Genomic DNA, 20622 nt, shown 5'->3' with positions numbered 1-20622 from the left:
AACGGTGGTCGGCTTAGGTTTGAGGGCCCGGCTCCTCGTCCTCGCGCTGCACGTCCCCCTCGCCGCTGCGCGGCTGGGGGTGCCCCCACTGCATCGTCGCCGGGCTGATCGGTTCCCGACGCAACGTCAAAAGCCCGCCGCTGCGGCCGGCGACCAGGCGCTGATTGCGCAGCGCGGACCCGACGGCCACTCCGCCCTGGCCACGCCAGGCGGTGATCAGCCTGTTCACGCCGCGGATCTGCTTGTCGGTCAGCCCGATCGCGCCGCCGGCAAGCAGCCAGCTGCGGATGACGCCGCGACGCACGGGGTCGGGCAGCGCCGCCAACGCCCGGGTGTCGAGTCCCTCGGCGGTCGCGGAAGTCATCATCGCCTGCGCGATCAGGGCATCGACCAGCTCGGTGTCCTCGCGCAGCGCGGTCGCGGTGCGAGCCAGCGCCTCCGCGACACCGCCGCCGAGCACCTCTTCCATCAGCGGCAGCACCTCATGGCGCAGCCGGGTCCGGGTGAAGCGGCGGTCGGTGTTGTGCGGGTCATGCCAAGCGGCCAGCCCCAGCTCAGCGCACGCGGCGTGCGTCACGCCGCGCCGCATACCCAGCAGCGGCCGGCACCAGGGCGGGTCGTAGCGGCGCATTCCGGCGATCGAGCGGGCGCCCGAACCACGGCCCAGCCCGAGCAACACGGTCTCGGCCTGATCGTCGAGGGTGTGGGCCAGCAGCACCGGACGATCGCGACGGGCGGCCTCCAGCGCGTGGTAGCGAGCATTGCGCGCGGCGGCCTCCGGACCGCCGTCTCCGCTTACCTGCACGCAAAGCACTTGGGCGTCAACGCATCCCAATTCCTCGGCTTGGCTTTTCGCGGTCGCGGCAATCGCTGCCGAGCCGCCTTGCAGACCATGGTCCACGATCAGCGCTGTGGTCGGCAGCAGGCCGGCCGCAACGGCGGTGAGCGCCAACGAGTCCGGGCCCCCGGAAAGCGCCACACACCAGTGATCGGCGGTGGCGAGGTATTCCTTGGCGAACGCCGCCACAGCCGCGCTGAGGTCGGCTACAGCACCCTGTCGATCCATCGTTGCGGGTATTCGATCTCAATCGGCCGGGGCAGGGTGTCCGGACCGGTCCAGACGGTGTTGAACCGCTCCATCCCTACCCGGCCCACTACGTGGTCCACGAACGCCTTGCCCCGGGTGTATTGGCTCAGTTTGGCCTCGATGCCCAGCAATGCGCGCAGCAGCCGTTGCAGCGGCGGCTGCTTGCGGTGCCGGCGCTCGTCGAAGCGGCTCCGGATGGTCGCGACCGACGGCACCACGACGGGCCCAACGGCATCCATCACGTGATCGGCGTGGCCCTCCAACAATGTGCCCAACACCAACAGCTGATCCAGGGCCTCGCGCTGCGGCTCGGACTGCACGGCACGCAGCAATCCCAGAACGCCTCTCGAGTGTGCGTCGGGATCGGCCGGCGACGGTTCGCCGCGGCCCCGGACGAAGTCGGCCAGCCTGCTGACGATCTGGGCCACGTCTTCGCCGCCCTCCTGAGTCAACACACCCAGCGCTTTGGACATGTAGCCGGACAGCCACGGATTGGCGGTGAACTGCACCCGATGGGTGACCTCGTGCAGGCACACCCACAACCGGAAATCGGAAGGCTCCACCCGCAATTGCCGTTCGACCGCAATGACGTTGGGATACACCAGCAGCAAGGCACCGCCGTCATGGGAAGCGGCGAACGGGTCGTACTGGCCGAGGATCCCCGATGCGACGAACGCCAGCACGGCACCGGTCTGCGCGCCGGTGACGCGTCCGGAGACGACGCCCCGCGGCTTGTCGGTGCCGCCGGTCATCACCCGCATCGACTCGGCGGCCGCGCGGATCCATCCCGGCCGGTCGACAATGCGGGCCTCGGGAACCACGCCGTTGGTGTGCAGACCGGTGATGTCGCGCACCGGAGGTTCGGCCGCCTTGGCCGCGCTCGCCAGGTTGTCGATCACCTGGCGACGGGTGTAGTCGGTGGATGGCGGACCGGGACGGGCCAGCCACTGGCCGACCGTCGCCGCGAATCCCCAGTCGACAGTGCGCCCGACGGTCAACTCCGCTGATGTAGTCACGTTGCGCATCCACACGACCATAGGGTGGCGGCCAGCGCGTCGATCGCCGTACGGCCGGTTGGGCCGGCGTCGTTGGAGATCAGCGCGAAGGTCAGCACCCGTCCACTGCGGTCGGTCACCACTCCAGCTAACGCGTTGATGGCCGTCAGCGAGCCAGTTTTAGCCCGCAACCACCCGGCCGGCCCGACGCCGGGGGCCGTATCGGCGAATCGGTCGGACAGCGTGCCGCTGCCACCGGCGATCGGCAACAGGTCCAACAGCGGCCGCAGCGCGGGCTGATCGGGCCCGGCTGCCGCCTGCACCACGGCATCGAGGATCTTGGCGGTGAGGCGGTCATCGACCGACAACCCGCTCGAGTCCTGCAGTGTCGCGCTGCCGGTATCGATATGCGCGGTGTTCAATCGGTTGGTCACCGCGTCGACGGCGCCGGCGAAGCTCAGCGACCGCTGCATGGACGCCGCCACCTCGCGGGCGATGCATTCGGCCATCACGTTGTCGGAGACGCTCATCATTTCGTTTAGTCGCTCGATCAGCGGCGCCGACTGGACAGCGGCCAGCTGCCGGGCCCCGACAAGCGCTGCATGGTTCGCGATAATCACCTGCCGCGGGTCAATACCGAGCGCGCTGGCCAGTGCGTGTCCGGCGTCCAGCGCCGGGGTCACCGATCGGCGGGACTCGTCGGTTGCCGGCTGGATACGTCCGGCGTCGAGCATCACCGATTCGATCGGCGCGATGTCGCCGCCCTCGATGTCGGCCGGATCCCAGCCGGGCGCCATGGTCGGGCCACTGAACAGCGAGGTGTCCACCTGCACCGCCGTCGGCGTCACGCCACTGCGGCGTACCTGATCGGCGAGATCGCTGATGCGCGCCGCACCGTGATACCAGGTGTCCTGGCCGGGCGGGGCCGCCGAAAGCGTTGGGTCGCCACCCCCGACCAGCACGACGGTCCCGGGCCGGTCGGCGGCCACGACTCGAGTTGTGACCCGCGCCTCGCGGTCCAGCGCCAACAGCGCGGCGGCGGTAGTGAGCGTTTTGTTTGTCGACGCCGGCTGCATCTGCACGTCGTCATGCTGCTGCCAGAGTTCTTTGGCAGTCATCGCGTCGGTGACCCGACCGCCCAGTTTGCCGAGGTTGGGATCGGCCACTACCGCCGCCAGCGTCGCGGCCAGCCCGGATTTGGTCGGCACCGGCGCGGTCGCCGCCACCGCGACGATGCTCGGCTTGGCGGTGACAGCCGGCGGCGGGGGTGGGGTCTGGGGGCCGCTGGCGCCACGACCGCTGGCGCTGAACAACGCCGTCGCCGCCACCACGGCGGCAACGATCGCCAGCACGCCCACTCCCACGATCAGGTGCGTAGACGTCCGCCACTGAGTGGGACGCATGACTCTCCTGACTCCTTTGCACCTATTGTGCCGAACCATCTGCCGGCCGACGTCTGTGGGAGCTGCCTTACACGTCCGATCCCTGGACTAGGGTTGACCCTCGACCAATGCCGACGGGCAGCGACCACCCCAGCCGAAGGAGCCGAGACGGTGGAATTCGACGTCACCATCGAGATCCCCAAGGGTCAGCGAAACAAATACGAGGTGGACCACGAGACAGGAAAGGTGCGCTTGGATCGCTACCTGTACACCTCGATGGTCTACCCGACCGACTACGGCTTCATCGACGACACCCTGGGCGAGGACGGCGACCCGCTCGACATCCTGTTGTTGCTTCCAGAGCCGCTGTTCCCGGGCGTGGGACTGACCGCGCGGCCCGTGGCCATGTTCCGGATGACCGACGAGCACGGCGGCGACGACAAGGTGCTGTGCGTGCCGGCCGGCGATCATAGGTGGGACCACATCCAGGACATCGGAGACGTCCCGGAGTTCGAGCTGGACGTCATCAAACACTTCTTCTCGCAGTACAAGGCGCTGGAGCCGGGCAAGTACGTCAAGACCGCCGATTGGGTAGGTCGCGCCGAGGCCGAAGCGGAGGTGCTGCGCTCACAGGAGCGGTTCAAGACCGACGGGCACTGACACCGACGACCGCTCGCGACAACGACGTCGTCCACGGGCACAGCGACATAAACAACATGGGCGACGTCCTCGGTTCTTCGCGCACAGCGAAATACACGACGCTGGTCTACGACGCTCTGGGGTCGAGCCGGTAGCGCCGCAAGTGGCATCCTGGCAATGTGGGCCCGCTGTTTCATTTCGCCGCGAATTTCTGGTGGCTGGTCTTCCCGCTGGGGGGCGCGATCGGCGGGAGCATGCGCGCAATCGCCGCGGCCAACGAACGGCGAGCCGAGCGACGGCTCGAACGGTACCGGCTCAAGCAGCAGGCCAAGATCGCGATCGCGGAAGCAACCGGGCGACGGCAGAACAACGCGGAGGGCTACCGGCGCGAGATCGCCAAACTCCTCACCGTGCACGATCGAACCGACACGCGCTGGCTGGACTATGAGGTCGACATCGCCAAACTGCTCGACTTCCCCCTGATGACCGACATGAGGAATCCGCTCACCATCGCCTTCCACAAGGCGAAGCGGCAGGCCGACCTGCTGCGCCCGGAACAGCCCGAGAACCTGCTCAGCGATCGGACCGCGCAACTGGAATACCGCGACGCCGTGCACGAGTACGTCAGTGCATTCGAGATCGCCGAGGCCGAAGCGATTCGCCGGCGCCGCAGCGACTTCTCCGAAGACGACCAACAGCGGCTGGCGCGGGCCCAGCACCTGCTGCAGCTCGCCCAAGACGACGCCGCCTCCCCGCAGGAACGGCAGAACGCCTATGCACGGGCAAGCAAGGAACTCGACGGGCTGATCGTGTTGCCAGCCTCCGCACGGACCAGCATCGAGCGACGCATCGCAGGCGCCATCGAGGCCTAATCGAGGCTCAGCCGCGGGTGGTGTCGCGGGTGGTGTAGAGGCTCGCGGCGGCGGCGACGGCGAGGGTCACCAGGATGACCCCGAGGGTGAGCAATGTCGGGACCTCAGGAACGTCGACATGCTCGCCGCCGTTGATGAACGGCAGGTTGTTTTCCCGCAAGGCCTGCAGGATCAGCTTGATCCCGATGAACATCAAGATGACGCCAAGGCCTTTGGAGAGATATACCAGCCGCTGCAACAGATTCGCGAGCATGAAGTACAGCTGCCGCAGGCCCATCAACGCGAATACGTTGGCGGCGAACACCAAGTAGGGCTCGCGGGTGATCCCGAAAATCGCGGGAATGGAATCGAGGGCGAAGATCAGGTCGGTACTACCGAGGGCCAGGATGACGAGCAGCATCGGCGTCAACCGCCAGCCGGAGCCGTCCTTGACGTAGAGCTTGAGACCGCGCCACTGGTCGGTGATATTCACATGCCGGCGGACGAATCGAACGGCCGCATTCTCCGCGTCGGAATCGTGGTGGTCGCGAGCCAATCCGACGGCGGCGTAGACCAGAAACGCGCCGAAGATGTAGAAAACCCACGAGAACCGCTGAATCGCCAGTGCGCCAAGGGCAATGAAGATCCCGCGGAATACCAACGCGATCACGATTCCGACGAGCAAGGCTTGCTGCTGATACACCTTGGGCACTCTGAAGGCCGTCATGATGATGATGAACAGAAAAAGGTTGTCGATGGACAGGCTGTACTCGGTGATCCATCCGGCGAGGAATTCAAGCGCGAACCGGTGGCCGTGAAACAACCAGACCCAGATATCGAAGATCAGCGCGAGTCCGACATACGCCGACAACGCGATCGTGCATTCGCGCATCGATGGTTCGCGGGGGCGGCGCGCGACAATCGCGATGTCGAACAACAGGACCGCGATCGTCACGATCACAATGACGACCCATTCGAGCACGGAAACGGACACGAGAGGCCTCCGGTCGCTGAAGTGCACTGCAACGCCCGAGGTCTCTTCCGCCGTCGCGACCATAGTCGCAACGGCCCGCGGCACGGTCGCTCGATCGTGGGCGACGTGATGACGACACCGCGGCGGAGGAATACTCCCCTCTGCCGTCAGTCTGCAGGACGGAATCATCCCAGCCCACGGCGGCACCGCGATTTCACTGAGTATTTTCGAACCGTGGTGATGCCCGAGGTCTGCGACGTGGCGTCACGGTGACGGACGTCGGCGGGACCCCTAACATCGGAGCCTCCGCCAGCCCGATCGCGCGCGGCAACGTGGCCCGGGTGGGTACGGCGACCGTGCTGACCGCCCTGTGCGGCTACGCGGTGGTCTACCTGGCGGCCCGTGATCTGGCTCCGGCGGGCTTTTCGGTCTTCGCGGTCTTTTGGGGGGCGTTCGGGCTGGTCACCGGGTCCGCCAACGGCCTGCTGCAGGAAACCACCCGAGAAGTCCGCGCCGAGGGCTATGAAAGCCGAGCCGAAGTGGTGCCGGGCCGGCGCACCCATCCGCTGCGGGTGGCCAGCATGGTCGGGGTCGGCGCGGCTCTGGTGATCGCTGGCAGCTCACCGTTGTGGAGCAGCCGGGTCTTCGTCGAAGCCCCCTGGCTGTCGGTGGGCCTGCTCAGCGTCGGGCTGGCCGGGTTCTGCTTGCACGCCACGTTGCTGGGCATGCTGGCCGGGGCCAACCACTGGACACAATACGGGGCGCTGATGGTCACCGACGCGGTAATCCGAGTGGCGGTTGCGGTGGCCACTTTTGTGATCGGCTGGGGCCTGGTCGGGTTCCTGTGGGCCACCGTCGCGGGCGCGATGGCCTGGCTGATCATGATCCTGGCCTCGCCGACGACCAGGGCCGCGGCCCGGCTGCTGACACCGGGCAACACCGCGACATTCCTGCGCGGGGCGGCTCATTCGATCACCGCGGCCGGTGCCAGCGCGATTTTGGTGATGGGGTTTCCGGTGCTGCTGAAGGCGACTTCCAACCAGCTCGGCGCGGACGGCGGGGTGGTCATCCTGGCGGTCACCTTGACTCGCGCGCCGCTGCTGGTGCCGCTGACCGCGCTGCAGGGCAATCTGATCGCGCACTTCGTCGACGAGCGGACCGAACGGCTGCGGGCGCTGATCGCACCGGCGGCGCTGGTCGCCGGGATCGGCGCGCTCGGCGTGCTGGCGGCGGGGCTGGTCGGGCCCTGGCTGCTGCGGGTCGGCTTCGGCGCCGACTACTACGCCGGCGGCGCGCTGTTGGCCTGGTTGACTGCTGCCGCGGTGGCGATCGCCATGCTGACCCTCACCGGGGCGGCCACGGTTGCGGCTGCGATGCACCGCGCCTATGCGCTGGGCTGGGTCGGGGCGACGGTGGCGTCGACGCTGCTGCTGTTGTTGCCGCTGCCGCTGGAGACTCGCACCGTGGTCGCGTTGTTGTGCGGTCCGCTGGTGGGTATCGGGGTGCATCTGGCCGCGCTGTCGCGCGCCGGCGGCTGATCAGCCGAGTTGGGTGCTCAGGCGTGTAACTTGTGGGCATCGAAATGCTCAGCGAAACGCGCAACGTCTGGATCATCGTCCCAGCCTTCAACGAAGCCGGCGTCATCGGCGACGTCATCGGCGATCTGCGCTCGGTTTTCGCCCACGTCGTGTGCGTGGACGACGGCAGCGGCGACGACACCGGCGACATCGCGCTGCGGGCCGGGGCCCATCTGGTGTGCCACCCGGTGAACCTGGGCCAGGGTGCGGCGATCCAGACCGGCGTCGAGTACGCCCGGCGCCAGCCCGGCGCGCAGGTCTTCGCCACCTTCGACGGCGACGGTCAGCACCGCGTCAAGGACCTCGTCACGATGATCGATCGGCTGGGCGCCGGCGACGTCGACGTCGTCATCGGAACGCGATTCGGCCAGGGTGTCTCCAGGCCGCCGCTGCTGAAACGCGTTGTGTTGCAGACGGCCGCGAGGCTGAGCCCGCGCGGCCGCAGGCTGGGGTTGACCGACAGCCATAACGGACTGCGGGTGTTCAACAAGACCGTCGCCGACGGGCTGGACATCACCATGATCGGGATGAGCCACGCCACCGAGTTCATCATGCTGATCGCCGAGAACCGTTGGCGCGTTGCCGAGGAACCCGTCGAGGTGCTCTACACCGAATACTCCCAATCCAAGGGCCAACCACTGCTCAACGGTGTCAACATCATTTTCGACGGATTCCTGCGAGGAAGGATGCGGCGATGAACTGGATTCAGGGTCTGCTGATCACGTCGATCGTCGCGTTGCTGGTTTACCTGCTGAGGTCTCGTCGCAGCGCTCAGTCGAAGGCCTGGGTCAAAGTCGGCTATCTGGTGTTCGTGCTGGCCGGTGTGTACGCCGTGCTGCGGCCCAACGACACCACGGTGGTGGCGCACTGGGTCGGGGTGGACCGCGGCACCGACCTGATGCTCTACGCGCTGATCATCGCGTTCAGCTTCACCACGTTGAGCACCTACATGCGGTTCAAAGACCTGGAGCTGCGTTATGCGCGATTGGCCCGCGCGGTCGCGCTGGAAGGCGCGCAAGTGCCCGACGGGGTTTAGGCAACAGAAGTACCTGCCCCGATAACCCAGCCGAACACCCGTGAGGTAAGCAGTACAAGCCCGAGTGAAACGGCCGCGACGACGACGAGGCCGACGACCGCCACCAGCAGGGGGCGCCAGCCCGTGCGGACCAGTTCCCGAATGTTGGTGTTCAACCCGACGCCGGCAAAGGTCAAGAGAAATGCCCACTTCGACACGTTGGCGATGTTGGCGCTTTGGCCCTTGCTCAACCAGCCTGCTGTCGCGATCGCCGACACCGCCAGGAAACCCAGGATGAACTTGGGGAATTTCTCCCAGATGAACGACGCCCGCGCCCGCAGCCCCGGTGCGATGTGGTCTGCCTGACCGCGCGAAGCCCAGTAAAGAGCGAAACCCAGTACCACGAAACCAATGAGAGCGTTGCGTGTGGACTTCACCAGCACCGCAATCTTTCCCGCTTGCTCGGAATACAGGTAGCCCGTGGCGGTGGTCTCGGCGGTGTTGTCGACCGCCAGACCGGCCCACAAGCCGAATTCGTGGTCGGTGAGCCCGATCCCGTGTCCAAGTAGCGGCAATGTGAACAATGCGACGGCCCCAAGCGCCAAGATCGCCGCGATCGCATAGCCGACGTCGGAGTTGCGGGCGCGGATGGCTCCCTTGGCGGCCACGATGGCCGAGACACCGCAGATCGAGGTCCCGATGGCGAGCAGCGAACCAAGCTTTCCCGACAATCCGAACAGGTGCGCAGCCGCGAGAATGATCGCGCCGGCGACAACCATGTCCACCAGGATCTGGACCAGCGAGATACCGCCGAGTCTGACGATATCGCCAAGTACGAAACGCACTCCGAGGGCCACAATCCCGACCTTCAACCAGAATTCGTAAGTCTGGACTCCGGGCCGGAAGACGCGATGCAGACCGACGGTGTTCGTGACGAGCAAACCGAACACGATCGCCCACAACACATATTCGATGTCGGGTACTGTCCAATGCTCTTGCCGGGCAAGGGATTTCCATCCTACCTGCGCGTATTTGCCGAGCAACCCGACTGCGATCAACAGCAAGACGCCCGGCAGGTACACCAGCAGGTTACGGCTGCTGAAGATGGCCTCCTCGGAAGGCTCCGTCGTATCGACGAGTTGGGTGCTCACCGCGTCACCACGGAATCTTGGGCAGCAGCCCGGCCACGGCCAACAGCACCACAACGCCGGCCACTATCGTGGCCCACCAATCAACGCCGATCCGCCCCAGCCGTTCGCCCCAGTTTGGCGCACCCTGGGCGGCTGTGTGATCGGCTCGATCTTCCTCGGTCACCGCAATCTCCTTAACGCCGATTCCTTGGCAGATGCTGACTGCCAACCCGCGCACCGGACAAGAGATTGGCTCCGCTTGATTATTGGCCCGCGCGGTCGCGCTGGTAGCCGCGCAAGCACGCGAACCAGCCTAAGCCGTTGGCGCAGGTTTGTCGTATGATCATGACATGGCTACGACAACCGCTGACCTTCATGCCCTCCTTGGTCGCGTTAATGAAGCGACCAAGTTGTTACAGCGGTCTAGGACAGTTCCCGACACGGTTTCCCAATTGATCGACAGCTTCGCTCCGACGCTTGGGGCCGAAACGCCCTTGCGCCTCGATGCCGACCCATATCTGACAACAACTTTATGGGCTGCCGCGTATAGCGCGGAAAAAGCGCTGCGCCGCGATAACGATGCAGACCGGCGGCGCGACGTTCGCATTGCGTTGGAGCAGTTTCGCCACGCATTGGGTGACATTACTGAAAATCAGCCGTACAACGATGATGCGCCCGTTCGCGACGTACTTGCCCGGACGGCCGAGATCCTCGCCGCCCCGCAGAAGACTCTCGCCGACCTGCTCGGGGTTTCCGTTCGCCAGCTTCAGCGCTGGCTCAGTGAGGACGGACCCGAGCCGGCGGCAGATGATGCGGCGCGCATCCGTGCGGTTGGGCAACTCGTGAACCAACTACGCCACTCATTCACGGGTCCCGGAGTAGTCGCCTGGTTCTATCGGGAGCACCCACTGCTCGGCCGACGCCCGATTGAGGCGCTCGACGATCCGCTCAGCTTCCCGCAAGTGTTAGGGGCCGCCACTGCAGCTCGTGCCATGACGGTATGAGACTGACGGTATTTCGTCACGCCGCGTACGACTCGCCGTTGTGGGCGTTTCCCAGCTCACGCGGTGGTCGTTTTAATCGGGGCAGGACCGAAATCGTGCAGTACCTGAGTCTTCACCCGCTCGGCCCCGCCGCCGAGATGCTTCGTCACAACGTCGGACCGAACGGTAATCCGGACGACGTCATTTTGAACTTGTGGACAGCGCTCATCGACGTCGATGACGTGACACGCGTCGACTTCGACGATTGTGTCAGGTACGGTCTGACGCCCGATGAGCTCGTCGGCGACGACTATGCCCCCACGCGGGCGTTGGCAGATCACGTCCGAGGTAGCGGAGCAATGGCAATGATTGTCCCATCGGCCGCACTGCCCGGAACGCACAACCTCGTCTTGTTTGGCGTCCGAGTGCTGAATCCGTTTCTCAGCCAACCGCTTACGCCCGAAGAGATCCCGACCGGCCACCTTACCGACGGAGCACGCTCTCCGGCCGAGGTGGTCTCAACCGTGCGGTGGCTCGGCGCTCCGCATAAGGCGTTGGAGCAGTGGAAAACTACTGGTAACTACGACCTATTCGACGATCCCATGGCGACCCCTTGGTGATGGCGAGAACGACGCTGGCACTTTAGTCGGCGTGGGTGCGCCGGAAGTACTCCACTGTGCGGCGGACACCGTCATCCAGCTTCACCTGCGGGCACCAGCCCAAAACCCTTTCGGCTAAACCGATGTCGAGGCAAGACCGTTCCAGGTCGCCCAGTCGCGGTGGAAAAAACTCCGGGTCATCGTGTGCGCCGACGGCAGCGGCCACCGCTGAATGCAGTTGGCGGTCCGAGGTTTCCGCACCGGTGCCGATGTTGAACCGCTGCCCGCCGCCGGCCGGACCCGAGGCCCTGACGAACGCCTCCACCACGTCGTCGACGAACACGTAGTCGCGGGTGTGTGAGCCGTCGCCAAAAACCTTGGTGGGCTTCCCGGACAGCAGCGCCTGGGCGAAGATCGCCACCACCCCGGCCTCACCGTGCGGATCCTGACGCGGGCCGTAGACATTGGCCGGCGCGATGTGCGAGCACTCCAGGCCGTATAGATGCCGGAACGTGTTGAGGTAGATCTCCCCCGCAACCTTGCCCGCCGCATACGGCGACGCCGGGTCGGTGGGCACGTCCTCACCGGTCGGATACGACGGCGGGGTTCCGTAGATCGATCCACCCGACGAGGTGTGCACAACCTTGCGCACACCGGCGCGCCGGGCTGCGTCAGCGAGCCGCACGGTGCCGACCACATTGACCGACGCGTCGAATTGCGGATCGGCCACCGAGTGCCGCACGTCGATCTGCGCGGCTAGGTGAAACACCACCTCCGGGCGGTGCTCGTCCAGGATCGTCTCCAGATCGGCAGTTACGATGTCGGCCTCGAAGAAGACGAATGCAGGGGTGTCGGCCAAGTGCTCGATGTTGGTGGCCCGCCCGGACGCGAAGTTATCCAGGCCCACGACGCGGTGCCCGTCGCTCAGCAACCGGTCGACTAGCGTCGACCCGATGAACCCGGCTGCCCCGGTGACCAGTGCGCGCACCGGCCCACCATACCGACGGGCTGCCCGGATTCTGTCGGCGGCGCGGATGCCCGCCAGCCTGGCCGGAATTCCGAAGGTCGCGCTGGCGGCGGCCGCGCTGATCGCGGTGCAGCTGGTGATCCGCGCGGTGCTGGCGTTTCGGGGCTACTTCTATTGGGATGACCTGATCCTGGTCGGCCGGGCCGGCACGCACGGCCTGCTGTCGCCGTCGTATCTGTTCGACGACCACGACGGCCACGTGATGCCGGCGGCCTTCCTGGTTGCCGGCGCGATCACCCGGCTGGCGCCGTTGAGCTGGACCGGACCCGCCATCAGCCTGCTGGTGCTGCAATCGTTGGCTTCGCTGGCGCTGCTGCGGGCGCTGCATGTGATCCTGGGCTGGCGGCCGGTCCTGCTCATTCCCTTGACCTTTGCGCTGTTCACGCCGTTGGGTGTTCCGGGATTTGCATGGTGGGCGGCGGCACTGAACTCGCTGCCGATGCTGGCCGCGCTGGCCTGGGTCTGCGCCGATGCGATCATGCTGATCCGAACCCGCGACCAGCGCTACGCGGTGAGCGGCGTGCTGGTCTACCTCGGTGGGCTGTTGTTCTTCGAAAAGGCGGCGGTGATTCCCTTCGCCGCGTTCGCGATTGCCGCACTGCTGCGCCACGTACACGGTGATCGCGGGGCGCTGGCAGCGGTTTCAGCGGTGTGGCGGGCGGGGATTCGGCTGTGGACGGTGTCGCTGGCGCTGACCGCCGCGTGGATCGCGGTCTATGTGGTCGTGGTCAACCAACAGCGGTGGAGTTCAGATCTGCCGATGACGTGGGATCTGCTGCGTCGCTCGGTCACTCACGGGATCGTTCCCGGTTTGGCCGGAGGGCCGTGGGCCTGGGCGCGCTGGGCACCGGCCTCGCCGTGGGCTACCCCGCCGCTGGCGGCCAGGGTGCTCGGCTGGCTGGTGCTGGCCGCGGCGTTGGTGGTCACGCTGGCCCGCAAACGGCGCATTGTCCCGCTCTGGCTAACTGCGGCCGGATACGTCGTCGCCTGCCAAGTGCCGATCTATCTGATGCGCTCATCGCGGTTCACCGCTCTCGAACTGGCCCAGACGTTGCGATATTTCCCCGATCTCGTCGTAGTTCTGGCGCTGCTGGCCGCGGTCGGGTTCTGCGCACCGAACCGTCCGTCGTCACACTGGCTGGACGTGTCCGCGGGCCGCGCAGTGGTGACGACCGCTGTGGCGGCGGCCTTCGTGGCCAGCAGCTGGTATTCGACGGCGACGTTTCTGACCTCCTGGCGGGACAACCCCGCCGAGCCCTACCTGCAGAATGCCCGCCGTGGTTTGGCCGCCGCGCACGCGGCCTCGAATGCGCCGCTGCTGGATCAAGAGGTCGATCCGCTGGTGTTGGGTCGGGTGGCCTGGCCGGAGAACCTCGCGAGCCACATGTTCGCGCTGCTGCGGGACCGCCCGGAATTCGCTTCGGCAACAACGCAATTGCGAATACTGGACAGCTCAGGCCGATTAGCCGACGCGCAAGTGACCTGGGTCCGCACGATCCTGCCGGGGCCGGTGCCGCAGTGCGGCTACTTCGTTCAGCCGGACCGGCCGGTGCGACTCGGTCTCAGCGGCCCACTGCTGCCGACGGATTGGACCACCGAGATCAACTATCTGGCCAACAGCGACGGCTCGATGACGCTGTCGCTGTCCGAGGGGCCCGACAGAAAGGTTCCGGTGCATCCGGGGCTCAACCGGGTCTTTGTCCGGCTGCCCGGCGCGGGCAATGCCATCACGGTGCGAGCCGACACGGCCGCGCTCGCGGTCTGCGTCGCGGCCGGGCCGGTGGGCTATGCCGCGCCACGATCGAGCCACCTAGGAGAATCGAACTCCTGACCTGCTCATTACGAGTGAGCCGCTCTACCGACTGAGCTAAGGTGGCGTGCCCTGCCGGGCGGCACGAGTCTACGGCAGCGCGACTTGCGCACCCAACTTCAGCCGGGCGTCGTCAATCGCGCAGTGCCTGGCCGATCGTGGCGACCATGGCGTCGACGGCGAACTTGGGCTTGACGTTGACAGCCAGCGCTTCGCGGCACTCCAGCACAGCTTCGATGCAACGCAGCAACCGCTCTGGCGGGACGTGTGCGGACATCGCCGCGATGGGCTCCGCCATGTCGGGGTGGTTGCGCCGCACAACTCCGGCATTGGCGGCCACCAACAGCGCGTCGCGAAAGTAGGTCGCGAGGTCGATCAGGGCGCGGTCTAGGGCATCCCGCGACGCCCTAGTCTGACGCGACTTCTGCCGTCGCTCAAGGTCTTTGATCGCGCCGGTGGCTCCGCGCAACGCGCCGGCAGTGCCCTTGCCGGTGCCTCCCGCGCCCAGCGCAGTGCGCAGCTCCTCGGTTTCGGCCTCGTCGCGCCCGGCGGTCAGCACCGCCGCCTCGGCCTCGGCCGCGGCCACCAGCGCCTCGGCGGCAGCGTAGGCCTTCGATCGGGTGGCCGCGTCGCGGGCCAGACTCAACGCCTGCAACCGCCGCTCGCGCGCCTCCGGATCGGTTGCCAGCCGCCGCGCCCGCCCGACGTGGCCGCCACTGACCGACGCAGCCCAGGTCGCGGTCTCGGCCGTCAGAGCGTCGCCGTCGATCAATACCTGAGCGATGGCCTCCGGCGAGGGAGTCACCAGCGCGATATGCCGGCAGCGGGAGCGCAGCGTGAGCGCGATGTCCTCGGGATCAACCGACGGCGCGCAGAGCAGAAACACCGTGGATGGCGGCGGCTCCTCGACCACTTTCAGCAAAGCATTCGCTGCGCCTTCGGTCAGCCGGTCCGCGTCCTCGATCAGCACGATCTGCCAGCGGCCGGTGCTCGGCCGGCGAGACGCGATCTGGACTATCGCACGCATCTCGTCGACGCCAATGGACAGCCCCTCGGGGATGACGCGGCGAACGTCGGCGTGCGTGCCGGCCATCGTCGTAGTGCAGGCACGGCATTCTCCGCAGCCGGGCACGCCGGCCGATCTGCACTGCAACGCAGCGGCAAAGCACAGCGCCGCCACCGAGCGCCCCGAGCCGGGTGGGCCGGTGATCAGCCAGGCATGCGTCATCGCGGCGGTGTGAGCCGAATCACCGCGGGCCGCCTCGGCGGCGGCCACCAGGTCGGCTTCGACCGACTCCTGGCCAACCAGCCGTGTGAATACCCGCGACATCACCGGCAACAGTACTGGTCACCGCTGACGTCCCCGCAACACAAGCGGCTGTGCACGGAACGTTTTGGCTACTTTTTCGTCGCCGACGACCGATACGGTGGTTTGGTGAGCACGGCAGCAGCACTCCCCGGGCGGATCAGCGCATTCGTCCAATGGTTTGTGCGCACGCCGTGGCCGGTTTTTACGCTGAGCCAGCTGCAGGCCGACATCATCGGCGCACTGCTGGTGCTGGGCTTCCTGCGTTACGGGCTGCCACCCGAAGACCGCATCGAACTGCAAGAACTGCCGGCCCTCAACCTGGCCGCCTTCACCGGATCGATCGTCCTGCTGTTCCTACTCGGAACCGCGATCAGCGCGCGGCTGCTGGTGCCGGTGTTCCGGTGGCAGCGCCGCGATGCTCTGCTCACCGACACCGACACCGACCCCGCCGCCACCGAGCTGGCCCGCAGCCGCGCGCTGCGGACGCCCTTCTATCGCACGGTGATCAACTTGGCGTCCTGGTGCATCGGCGGCACGGTCTTCATCATCGCCAGCTGGCCGGTGGCCGGGCACGCCGCGCCGGTGGTGGCCGTCGCCATCGCCCTGGGTGCCACTGCCACCGCGATCATCGGCTATCTGCAGTCCGAGCGGGTGCTGCGTCCGGTGGCCGTTGCCGCCCTGCGCGGCGGGCTGCCGGAGAACATCCGGGCATCGGGTGTCATCGGGCGCCAGATGCTCACCTGGGCGCTCTCCACCGGGGTGCCGTTGCTGGCGATCGTGCTGGCCGTGGTGGGAGACAAGGCTGCGTACCTTCATGGGCCGCCGGAGAAGCTGTTGAACCCGATCCTGCTACTGGCGCTGCTGGCGCTGGGCATCGGGCTGGCCAGCACGCTGCTGGTAGCCATGTCGATCGCCGACCCGCTGCGCCAGTTGCGCTGGGCCCTCGGCGAGGTACAGCGCGGTAACTACAACGCGCACATGCAGATTTACGACGCCAGCGAGTTGGGGCTGCTGCAGGCCGGCTTCAACGACATGGTGCGCGACCTGTCCGAGCGGCAGCGGCTGCGCGACCTGTTCGGCCGCTACGTGGGTGAGGACGTCGCTCGCCGGGCATTAGAGCGCGGCACCGAATTGGGCGGCCAGGAGCGCGATGTCGCGGTGCTGTTTGTCGATCTGGTCGGCTCGACCAAGCTCGCGGCGACACGACCGCCCGCAGAGGTGGTCCTGCTGCTCAACGAGTTCTTCCGCGTGGTGGTCGACACCGTCGGCCGGCACGGTGGTTTCGTCAACAAATTCCAGGGCGATGCCGCACTGGCCATCTTCGGCGCACCGATCGAGCACCCCGACGCGTCTGGCGGCGCACTGGCAGCGGCCCGTGAGCTGCACGACGAGCTGCTCCCGGTGATCGGCTCCGCGGAGTTCGGCATCGGGGTGTCCTCCGGGCGCGCCATCGCCGGCCACATCGGCGCGCAGGCCCGTTTCGAGTACACAGTGATCGGTGATCCGGTCAACGAGGCCGCGCGGCTCACCGAGCTCGCCAAGCTTGAAGACGGCCACGTGCTGGCCTCGGCCGTCGCGGTCAGCGGCGCGCTTGACGCCGAAGCCTTGTGCTGGGACGTTGCCGAAGTCGTCGCGCTGCGCGGACGCAACGCCCCCACTCAACTGGCGCGGCCGCTCAACCTTGCCGCACCGGAGGAGGTGTCCAGCGAAATCGGCTAGCTGCCCGGCGGCGGGCTAGTCGGCACTGCAGTGAGGTCGCCCGGCGTCAGCGGGCCGATGTCCACAGACGTCTTCCCGGGCTGCCCGGCGGGGTCGGTACCGAGGTTCAACAGGTCGCTGAGGCCCGGCACGCTAGACGGCTGGTCGCCGTTCGGGGCGTCGGACTCGGTGATGTTCTGCACCACCACCGGGGTCTCCAACCCGTACATGACCTGCAACAAGTCGCCGACGGACGGGCTGTTCGCATCCGGGTTGTCGTGCGTGTTCCCGGAGAGTTGCACCGCGGGCACCTCAATGTCACGTAGCGGCGGCGCCGCTGGCGCTGCGATGATGATGCTGACGCCACCGAGCGCAATACCTGCGGTTAAGCAGTATCGTGCAGCGGATCGCATGGCTCTCCTAGGTGCCACCGTGACCGGTTCACAGCGGACATAGCGTTACTCTACCTGAGAACAGGCTGAGAATCACCAGTTTTTAAGCAAAAAACTGGAAAAAAGAAACCTGAGGAGACGCGATGCCGCGACGCGCTCGCGTGTCCGGCGCCCTCCACGCCCCGGAGCGCCCCGGAGCAGGGGTTTCAGCCGCCTGCCGACGATGCGGGCCGTGCCAGCGGCCCGAGGTGGGGGAACCGGGAGAGCCGGGCCATCAGGTGCGCTTGGCCGCCTTTTTCGCCGGACTCTTGCGCGCGGTCTTCTTGGCCGTCCGTTTCACCGGGCCCCGGGCCCGCCGGTCGGCCAGTAGTTCCGCCGCGCGCTCATCGGTGATCGACAACACGTCGTCGCCTTTGCGCAGACTGGCGTTGGTCTCGCCGTCGGTGACGTACGGGCCGAACCGGCCGTCCTTGATCACCATCTGCTTGCCCGACGCCGGGTCGTTGCCCAGCTCACGCAGCGGCGGTGCCGCGGCGCCCTGCCGACCACGACGTTTCGGCTCCGCATAGAGCTTCAGCGCTTCCTCGAGAGTGATCTCGAACATCTGGTCTTCGGTGGCCAGCGAGCGAGAGTCGTTGCCGCGCTTCAAGTATGGGCCATAACGCCCGTTTTGCGCGGTGATCTCCTCACCAGAGTCAGGATCGACACCGACGACGCGGGGCAGCGACAGGAGTTTCAGCGCGTCGTCGAGCGTGACGGTCTGCAAATCCATACTGCGCAGCAGCGAACCCGTGCGCGGCTTGGGCCCGGTGGGTTTCTTGCCCTTCTTGGCCCCCTGATCAGCGGGGCCGTCGGGGTCATTGGGCGGCTCCGGCAGGATCTCGGTGACATATGGCCCATAGCGACCGTCTTTGGCGACGATCTCGTGGCCGGTCTCCGGATCCACGCCGAGCGTGCGGCCCTCCTGCGGTGCGGCGAAAAGCTGCTCGGCCACCTCTAAGGTCAGCTCATCGGGGGTGAGCGTGTCGTTGAGGTTGGCCCGCTGCGGTTTCAGCTCCCCGTCGTCGCCAAGTACCATCCGTTCCAAGTAGGGCCCGTTCTTGCCCACCCGCACAGAGATGGTGCGTCCTTCGGCATCGTCAAAAAGCTTGATGGAGTTGACTTCCCGAGCGTCGATCCCTTCGAGATTGACCCCGACCAGCTTTTTCAGCCCGCCGGATCGGGCTACCGAGTCGGGCACGCCATGGTCGCCGCCGAAGTAGAAGTTGTTGAGCCAGTTGGTGCGATGCTCGTTACCCGAAGCGATCTCGTCGAGCTCGTCTTCCATCGCGGCGGTGAATCCGTAGTCGACCAGCCGCCCGAAATGCTGTTCCAGCAGCCCGGTGACGGCGAACGCCACCCACGACGGCACCAGGGCGCTGCCCTTCTTGTGCACGTAGCCGCGGTCCTGGATGGTCTTGATGATCGACGAATAGGTCGACGGGCGGCCAATGCCGAGCTCTTCGAGCGCCTTGACCAGAGAGGCCTCGGTGTAGCGCGCGGGCGGGTTGGTGGAGTGGCCGTCGGGGGTGAGTTCGGTGGCGTCCAGCCGCTGCCCCTCGCTCAGGTGTGGCAGCCGCCGCTCGGCGTCGTCGGCTTCGCCGCCGGCCAGTTCGTCCACGGTTTCCACGTAGGCCTTGAGGAAGCCCGCGAAGGTGATCGTGCGCCCGCTGGCAGAGAACACCACCTGCTGGCTTCCCGATTGGCCGCCGATCCGCAGGCTCAGCGTCGTGCCGCGGGCGTCGGCCATCTGCGAGGCCACCGTGCGTTGCCAGATCAGCTCGTAAAGCCGGAAGTCGTCGCCGTCGAGTTCGCGGCGCACCGCGTCCGGAGTGGCGAACGTGTCACCGGCCGGCCGGATCGCTTCGTGCGCTTCCTGGGCGTTTTTCACCTTGCGGGTGTACTGCCGGGGCGACGGGTAGACGTACTCCTCGCCGTAGAGCTGGCGGGCCTGGGTGCGCGCGGCGTTGATCGCCGACTCCGACAGCGTCGTCGAGTCGGTCCGCATATAAGTGATGTAGCCGTTCTCGTAGAGCCGCTGCGCGATGCTCATCGTCCGCTCTGAGGAGAACCGCAGCTTGCGGCCGGCTTCCTGTTGCAGCGTCGAGGTCATGAACGGCGGATACGGACGACGGGTGTAGGGCTTTTCCTCCACCGAGGCCACGGTCAGCTGCGCGCCGCGCAAACCCGCGGCCAGCTCATTGGCGCGAAACTCGTCCAGCACCACGACCTCGTCGGGCTTGCGCACGGCGCCCAGCGAGTCGAAGTCGCGTCCGGTCGCCACCCGCAACCCGTCGACGTTGGTCAGTCGCGCGGTGAAGGTGGGCGGCTGGGCCTTCGGGTCGGACACGCTGGCGTCCAGTTCGGCGACCACGTCCCAGTACGCAGCGCTGCGGAACGCCATGCGGTCGCGCTCACGCTGCACGATGATGCGGGTGGCCACCGACTGGACCCGGCCCGCCGACAGCTTGGGTGCGACCTTCTTCCACAGCACCGGGCTGACCTCGTAGCCGTACAGCCGATCCAGAATCCGGCGGGTCTCCTGGGCGTCGACCAGGTCGATGTCCAGGTCACGTGGGTGTTCGGCAGCCGCGCGGATCGCCGGTTCGGTGATCTCGTGGAAGACCATGCGCTTGACCGGAATGTTGGGCTTCAGCGTCTCCAGCAGATGCCAGGCAATGGCCTCGCCCTCGCGGTCGCCGTCAGTGGCCAGATAGAGCTCGTCGACGTCTTTAAGCAAGCCTTTGAGTTCACTGACCGTGCTCTTCTTGTCCGGGCTGATGATGTAGAGCGGCTCGAAGTCGGCGTCGACGTTCACCCCGAGCCGGGCCCACGGCTGCGACTTGTACTTCGCGGGCACGTCGGCCGCCGCCCGCGGCAGGTCGCGAATGTGACCTCGCGAGGACTCCACGACGTAGTTCGCGCCCAGGTAGCCGGCTAATTTGCGCGCCTTCGTCGGCGACTCGACGATAACGAGTCGCCGCGTGGTTCCATTGCCCCGCCCATTGACAGGGCCAGCCCGGTCGGCTTCAGCCACCTGCGGTTACGCTCACTTTCCACTTCTCCCCGAGGCATCTCCAGGCCCCCGAGCCAGTCCCGCCGGCGCAGGTCCAGCG

At 66.7% G+C, this 20622-nt stretch carries 18 protein-coding genes, 1 tRNA gene and 1 pseudogene; 9 read left to right on the top strand and 11 right to left on the bottom strand.

The window, feature by feature from the left end:
- Nucleotides 1-106 precede the first annotated feature (106 nt).
- The 3 genes and pseudogenes from tilS to dacB all read right to left on the bottom strand — a co-directional run.
- A pseudogene (gene tilS, locus ACLQI9_RS05325) lies at nt 107-1066 on the bottom strand (tRNA lysidine(34) synthetase TilS); the annotation flags it as partial.
- Nucleotides 1045-2103 carry a zinc-dependent metalloprotease gene (locus ACLQI9_RS05320; RefSeq protein WP_442381343.1) on the bottom strand — a complete coding sequence of 353 codons (1059 nt, stop codon included), beginning with the start codon at nt 2101-2103 and terminating at the stop codon, nt 1045-1047. The pseudogene tilS and the gene ACLQI9_RS05320, both read right to left, overlap by 22 nt.
- The gene (gene dacB, locus ACLQI9_RS05315) at nt 2100-3485 is read right to left on the bottom strand and encodes a D-alanyl-D-alanine carboxypeptidase/D-alanyl-D-alanine endopeptidase (protein ID WP_442391240.1); all 1386 of its coding nucleotides are present in this window, start codon (nt 3483-3485) and stop codon (nt 2100-2102) included. Before dacB ends, ACLQI9_RS05320 begins: the two co-directional genes overlap by 4 nt.
- A 150-nt stretch (nt 3486-3635) precedes the next feature.
- Between dacB and ACLQI9_RS05310 the strand changes: the two genes are divergently transcribed.
- Entirely contained in the window at nt 3636-4124 is a 489-nt protein-coding gene (locus ACLQI9_RS05310; protein ID WP_442381339.1) for an inorganic diphosphatase, read from the top strand.
- A 158-nt stretch (nt 4125-4282) separates the two neighbouring features.
- On the top strand, nt 4283-4975 hold the full coding sequence (locus tag ACLQI9_RS05305; RefSeq protein ID WP_442381338.1) for a hypothetical protein: 693 nt from the start codon (nt 4283-4285) through the stop codon (nt 4973-4975).
- Nucleotides 4976-4982: 7 nt separating this feature from the next.
- Here the strand turns inward: ACLQI9_RS05305 and ACLQI9_RS05300 are convergent, their stop codons facing one another.
- The gene (locus tag ACLQI9_RS05300; protein ID WP_442381336.1) at nt 4983-5948 is read right to left on the bottom strand and encodes a TerC/Alx family metal homeostasis membrane protein; all 966 of its coding nucleotides are present in this window, start codon (nt 5946-5948) and stop codon (nt 4983-4985) included.
- A gap of 230 nt (nt 5949-6178) precedes the next feature.
- Between ACLQI9_RS05300 and ACLQI9_RS05295 the strand changes: the two genes are divergently transcribed.
- From ACLQI9_RS05295 to ACLQI9_RS05285, 3 genes are read left to right on the top strand one after another with little or no spacing between them, the layout of a single operon-like run.
- Nucleotides 6179-7465, top strand: coding sequence for a hypothetical protein (locus ACLQI9_RS05295; protein WP_442381396.1), 1287 nt, complete (start codon nt 6179-6181; stop codon nt 7463-7465).
- A 44-nt stretch (nt 7466-7509) separates the two neighbouring features.
- Nucleotides 7510-8202, top strand: a complete 693-nt coding sequence (locus tag ACLQI9_RS05290; RefSeq protein WP_442381394.1) for a glycosyltransferase family 2 protein — start codon at nt 7510-7512, stop codon at nt 8200-8202.
- Nucleotides 8199-8540 (top strand): DUF2304 domain-containing protein, encoded by a 342-nt coding sequence (locus ACLQI9_RS05285; RefSeq protein WP_442381335.1) that lies wholly within the window; start codon nt 8199-8201, stop codon nt 8538-8540. The genes ACLQI9_RS05290 and ACLQI9_RS05285 overlap by 4 nt, the downstream gene beginning before the upstream one ends.
- On the opposite strand, the gene ACLQI9_RS05280 is transcribed toward ACLQI9_RS05285, so the two are convergent.
- Entirely contained in the window at nt 8537-9625 is a 1089-nt protein-coding gene (locus ACLQI9_RS05280; RefSeq protein ID WP_442391256.1) for a YeiH family protein, read from the bottom strand. The genes ACLQI9_RS05285 and ACLQI9_RS05280 overlap by 4 nt on opposite strands.
- Before the next feature lie 49 nt (nt 9626-9674).
- Nucleotides 9675-9833 carry a hypothetical protein gene (locus ACLQI9_RS05275; protein ID WP_442381333.1) on the bottom strand — a complete coding sequence of 53 codons (159 nt, stop codon included), beginning with the start codon at nt 9831-9833 and terminating at the stop codon, nt 9675-9677.
- A 166-nt stretch (nt 9834-9999) separates the two neighbouring features.
- On the opposite strand from ACLQI9_RS05275, the gene ACLQI9_RS05270 reads away from it, so the two are divergent.
- Both ACLQI9_RS05270 and ACLQI9_RS05265 read left to right on the top strand, forming a co-directional pair.
- A complete protein-coding gene (locus tag ACLQI9_RS05270; RefSeq protein WP_442391238.1) occupies nt 10000-10653 on the top strand; it encodes a hypothetical protein in 654 nt (217 codons plus the stop codon).
- Nucleotides 10650-11252, top strand: coding sequence for an RES family NAD+ phosphorylase (locus ACLQI9_RS05265; RefSeq protein WP_442391236.1), 603 nt, complete (start codon nt 10650-10652; stop codon nt 11250-11252). The genes ACLQI9_RS05270 and ACLQI9_RS05265 overlap by 4 nt, the downstream gene beginning before the upstream one ends.
- A gap of 22 nt (nt 11253-11274) precedes the next feature.
- Here the strand turns inward: ACLQI9_RS05265 and ACLQI9_RS05260 are convergent, their stop codons facing one another.
- Nucleotides 11275-12219 (bottom strand): NAD-dependent epimerase/dehydratase family protein, encoded by a 945-nt coding sequence (locus ACLQI9_RS05260; RefSeq protein WP_442391234.1) that lies wholly within the window; start codon nt 12217-12219, stop codon nt 11275-11277.
- A gap of 46 nt (nt 12220-12265) precedes the next feature.
- Between ACLQI9_RS05260 and ACLQI9_RS05255 the strand changes: the two genes are divergently transcribed.
- Entirely contained in the window at nt 12266-14089 is a 1824-nt protein-coding gene (locus ACLQI9_RS05255) for a hypothetical protein (RefSeq protein ID WP_442391254.1), read from the top strand.
- On the opposite strand, the gene ACLQI9_RS05250 is transcribed toward ACLQI9_RS05255, so the two are convergent.
- Together ACLQI9_RS05250 and ACLQI9_RS05245 are read right to left on the bottom strand one after the other, a co-directional pair.
- Nucleotides 14063-14135 (bottom strand) — tRNA-Thr (locus tag ACLQI9_RS05250). The genes ACLQI9_RS05255 and ACLQI9_RS05250 overlap by 27 nt on opposite strands.
- A gap of 66 nt (nt 14136-14201) precedes the next feature.
- A complete protein-coding gene (locus ACLQI9_RS05245; RefSeq protein WP_442381325.1) occupies nt 14202-15398 on the bottom strand; it encodes a DNA polymerase III subunit delta' in 1197 nt (398 codons plus the stop codon).
- 48 nt (nt 15399-15446) lie between these two features.
- On the opposite strand from ACLQI9_RS05245, the gene ACLQI9_RS05240 reads away from it, so the two are divergent.
- Nucleotides 15447-17096 (top strand): adenylate/guanylate cyclase domain-containing protein, encoded by a 1650-nt coding sequence (locus tag ACLQI9_RS05240; RefSeq protein WP_442381388.1) that lies wholly within the window; start codon nt 15447-15449, stop codon nt 17094-17096.
- Here ACLQI9_RS05240 and ACLQI9_RS05235 read toward each other — a convergent pair.
- Nucleotides 17093-17488 (bottom strand): hypothetical protein, encoded by a 396-nt coding sequence (locus ACLQI9_RS05235; RefSeq protein WP_442381323.1) that lies wholly within the window; start codon nt 17486-17488, stop codon nt 17093-17095. The two genes, ACLQI9_RS05240 and ACLQI9_RS05235, sit on opposite strands and share 4 nt — an antisense overlap.
- Nucleotides 17489-17741: 253 nt before the next feature.
- The gene (gene topA / locus ACLQI9_RS05230; protein WP_442381321.1) at nt 17742-20543 is read right to left on the bottom strand and encodes a type I DNA topoisomerase; all 2802 of its coding nucleotides are present in this window, start codon (nt 20541-20543) and stop codon (nt 17742-17744) included.
- Nucleotides 20544-20622: the final 79 nt, after the last annotated feature.

The sequence above is a fragment of the Mycobacterium sp. genome, from assembly GCF_052143115.1.
In the GTDB taxonomy this organism is placed as follows: Bacteria; Actinomycetota; Actinomycetes; order Mycobacteriales; family Mycobacteriaceae; genus Mycobacterium.
Note: the sequence above shows the minus strand (reverse complement) of the source record. Positions and strands in the feature narration are given on the sequence as shown.

Bases quoted from the DNA above. Each gene is read 5' to 3' on its own strand.
- dacB (WP_442391240.1), bottom strand. From the start codon at position 3,485: ATGCGTCCCACTCAGTGGCGGACGTCTACGCACCTGATCGTGGGAGTG.
- ACLQI9_RS05290 (WP_442381394.1), top strand. From the start codon at position 7,510: ATGCTCAGCGAAACGCGCAACGTCTGGATCATCGTCCCAGCCTTCAAC.
- ACLQI9_RS05285 (WP_442381335.1), top strand. From the start codon at position 8,199: ATGAACTGGATTCAGGGTCTGCTGATCACGTCGATCGTCGCGTTGCTG.
- ACLQI9_RS05270 (WP_442391238.1), top strand. From the start codon at position 10,000: ATGGCTACGACAACCGCTGACCTTCATGCCCTCCTTGGTCGCGTTAAT.
- ACLQI9_RS05265 (WP_442391236.1), top strand. From the start codon at position 10,650: ATGAGACTGACGGTATTTCGTCACGCCGCGTACGACTCGCCGTTGTGG.
- ACLQI9_RS05255 (WP_442391254.1), top strand. From the start codon at position 12,266: ATGCCCGCCAGCCTGGCCGGAATTCCGAAGGTCGCGCTGGCGGCGGCC.
- ACLQI9_RS05245 (WP_442381325.1), bottom strand. From the start codon at position 15,398: ATGTCGCGGGTATTCACACGGCTGGTTGGCCAGGAGTCGGTCGAAGCC.
- ACLQI9_RS05235 (WP_442381323.1), bottom strand. From the start codon at position 17,488: ATGCGATCCGCTGCACGATACTGCTTAACCGCAGGTATTGCGCTCGGT.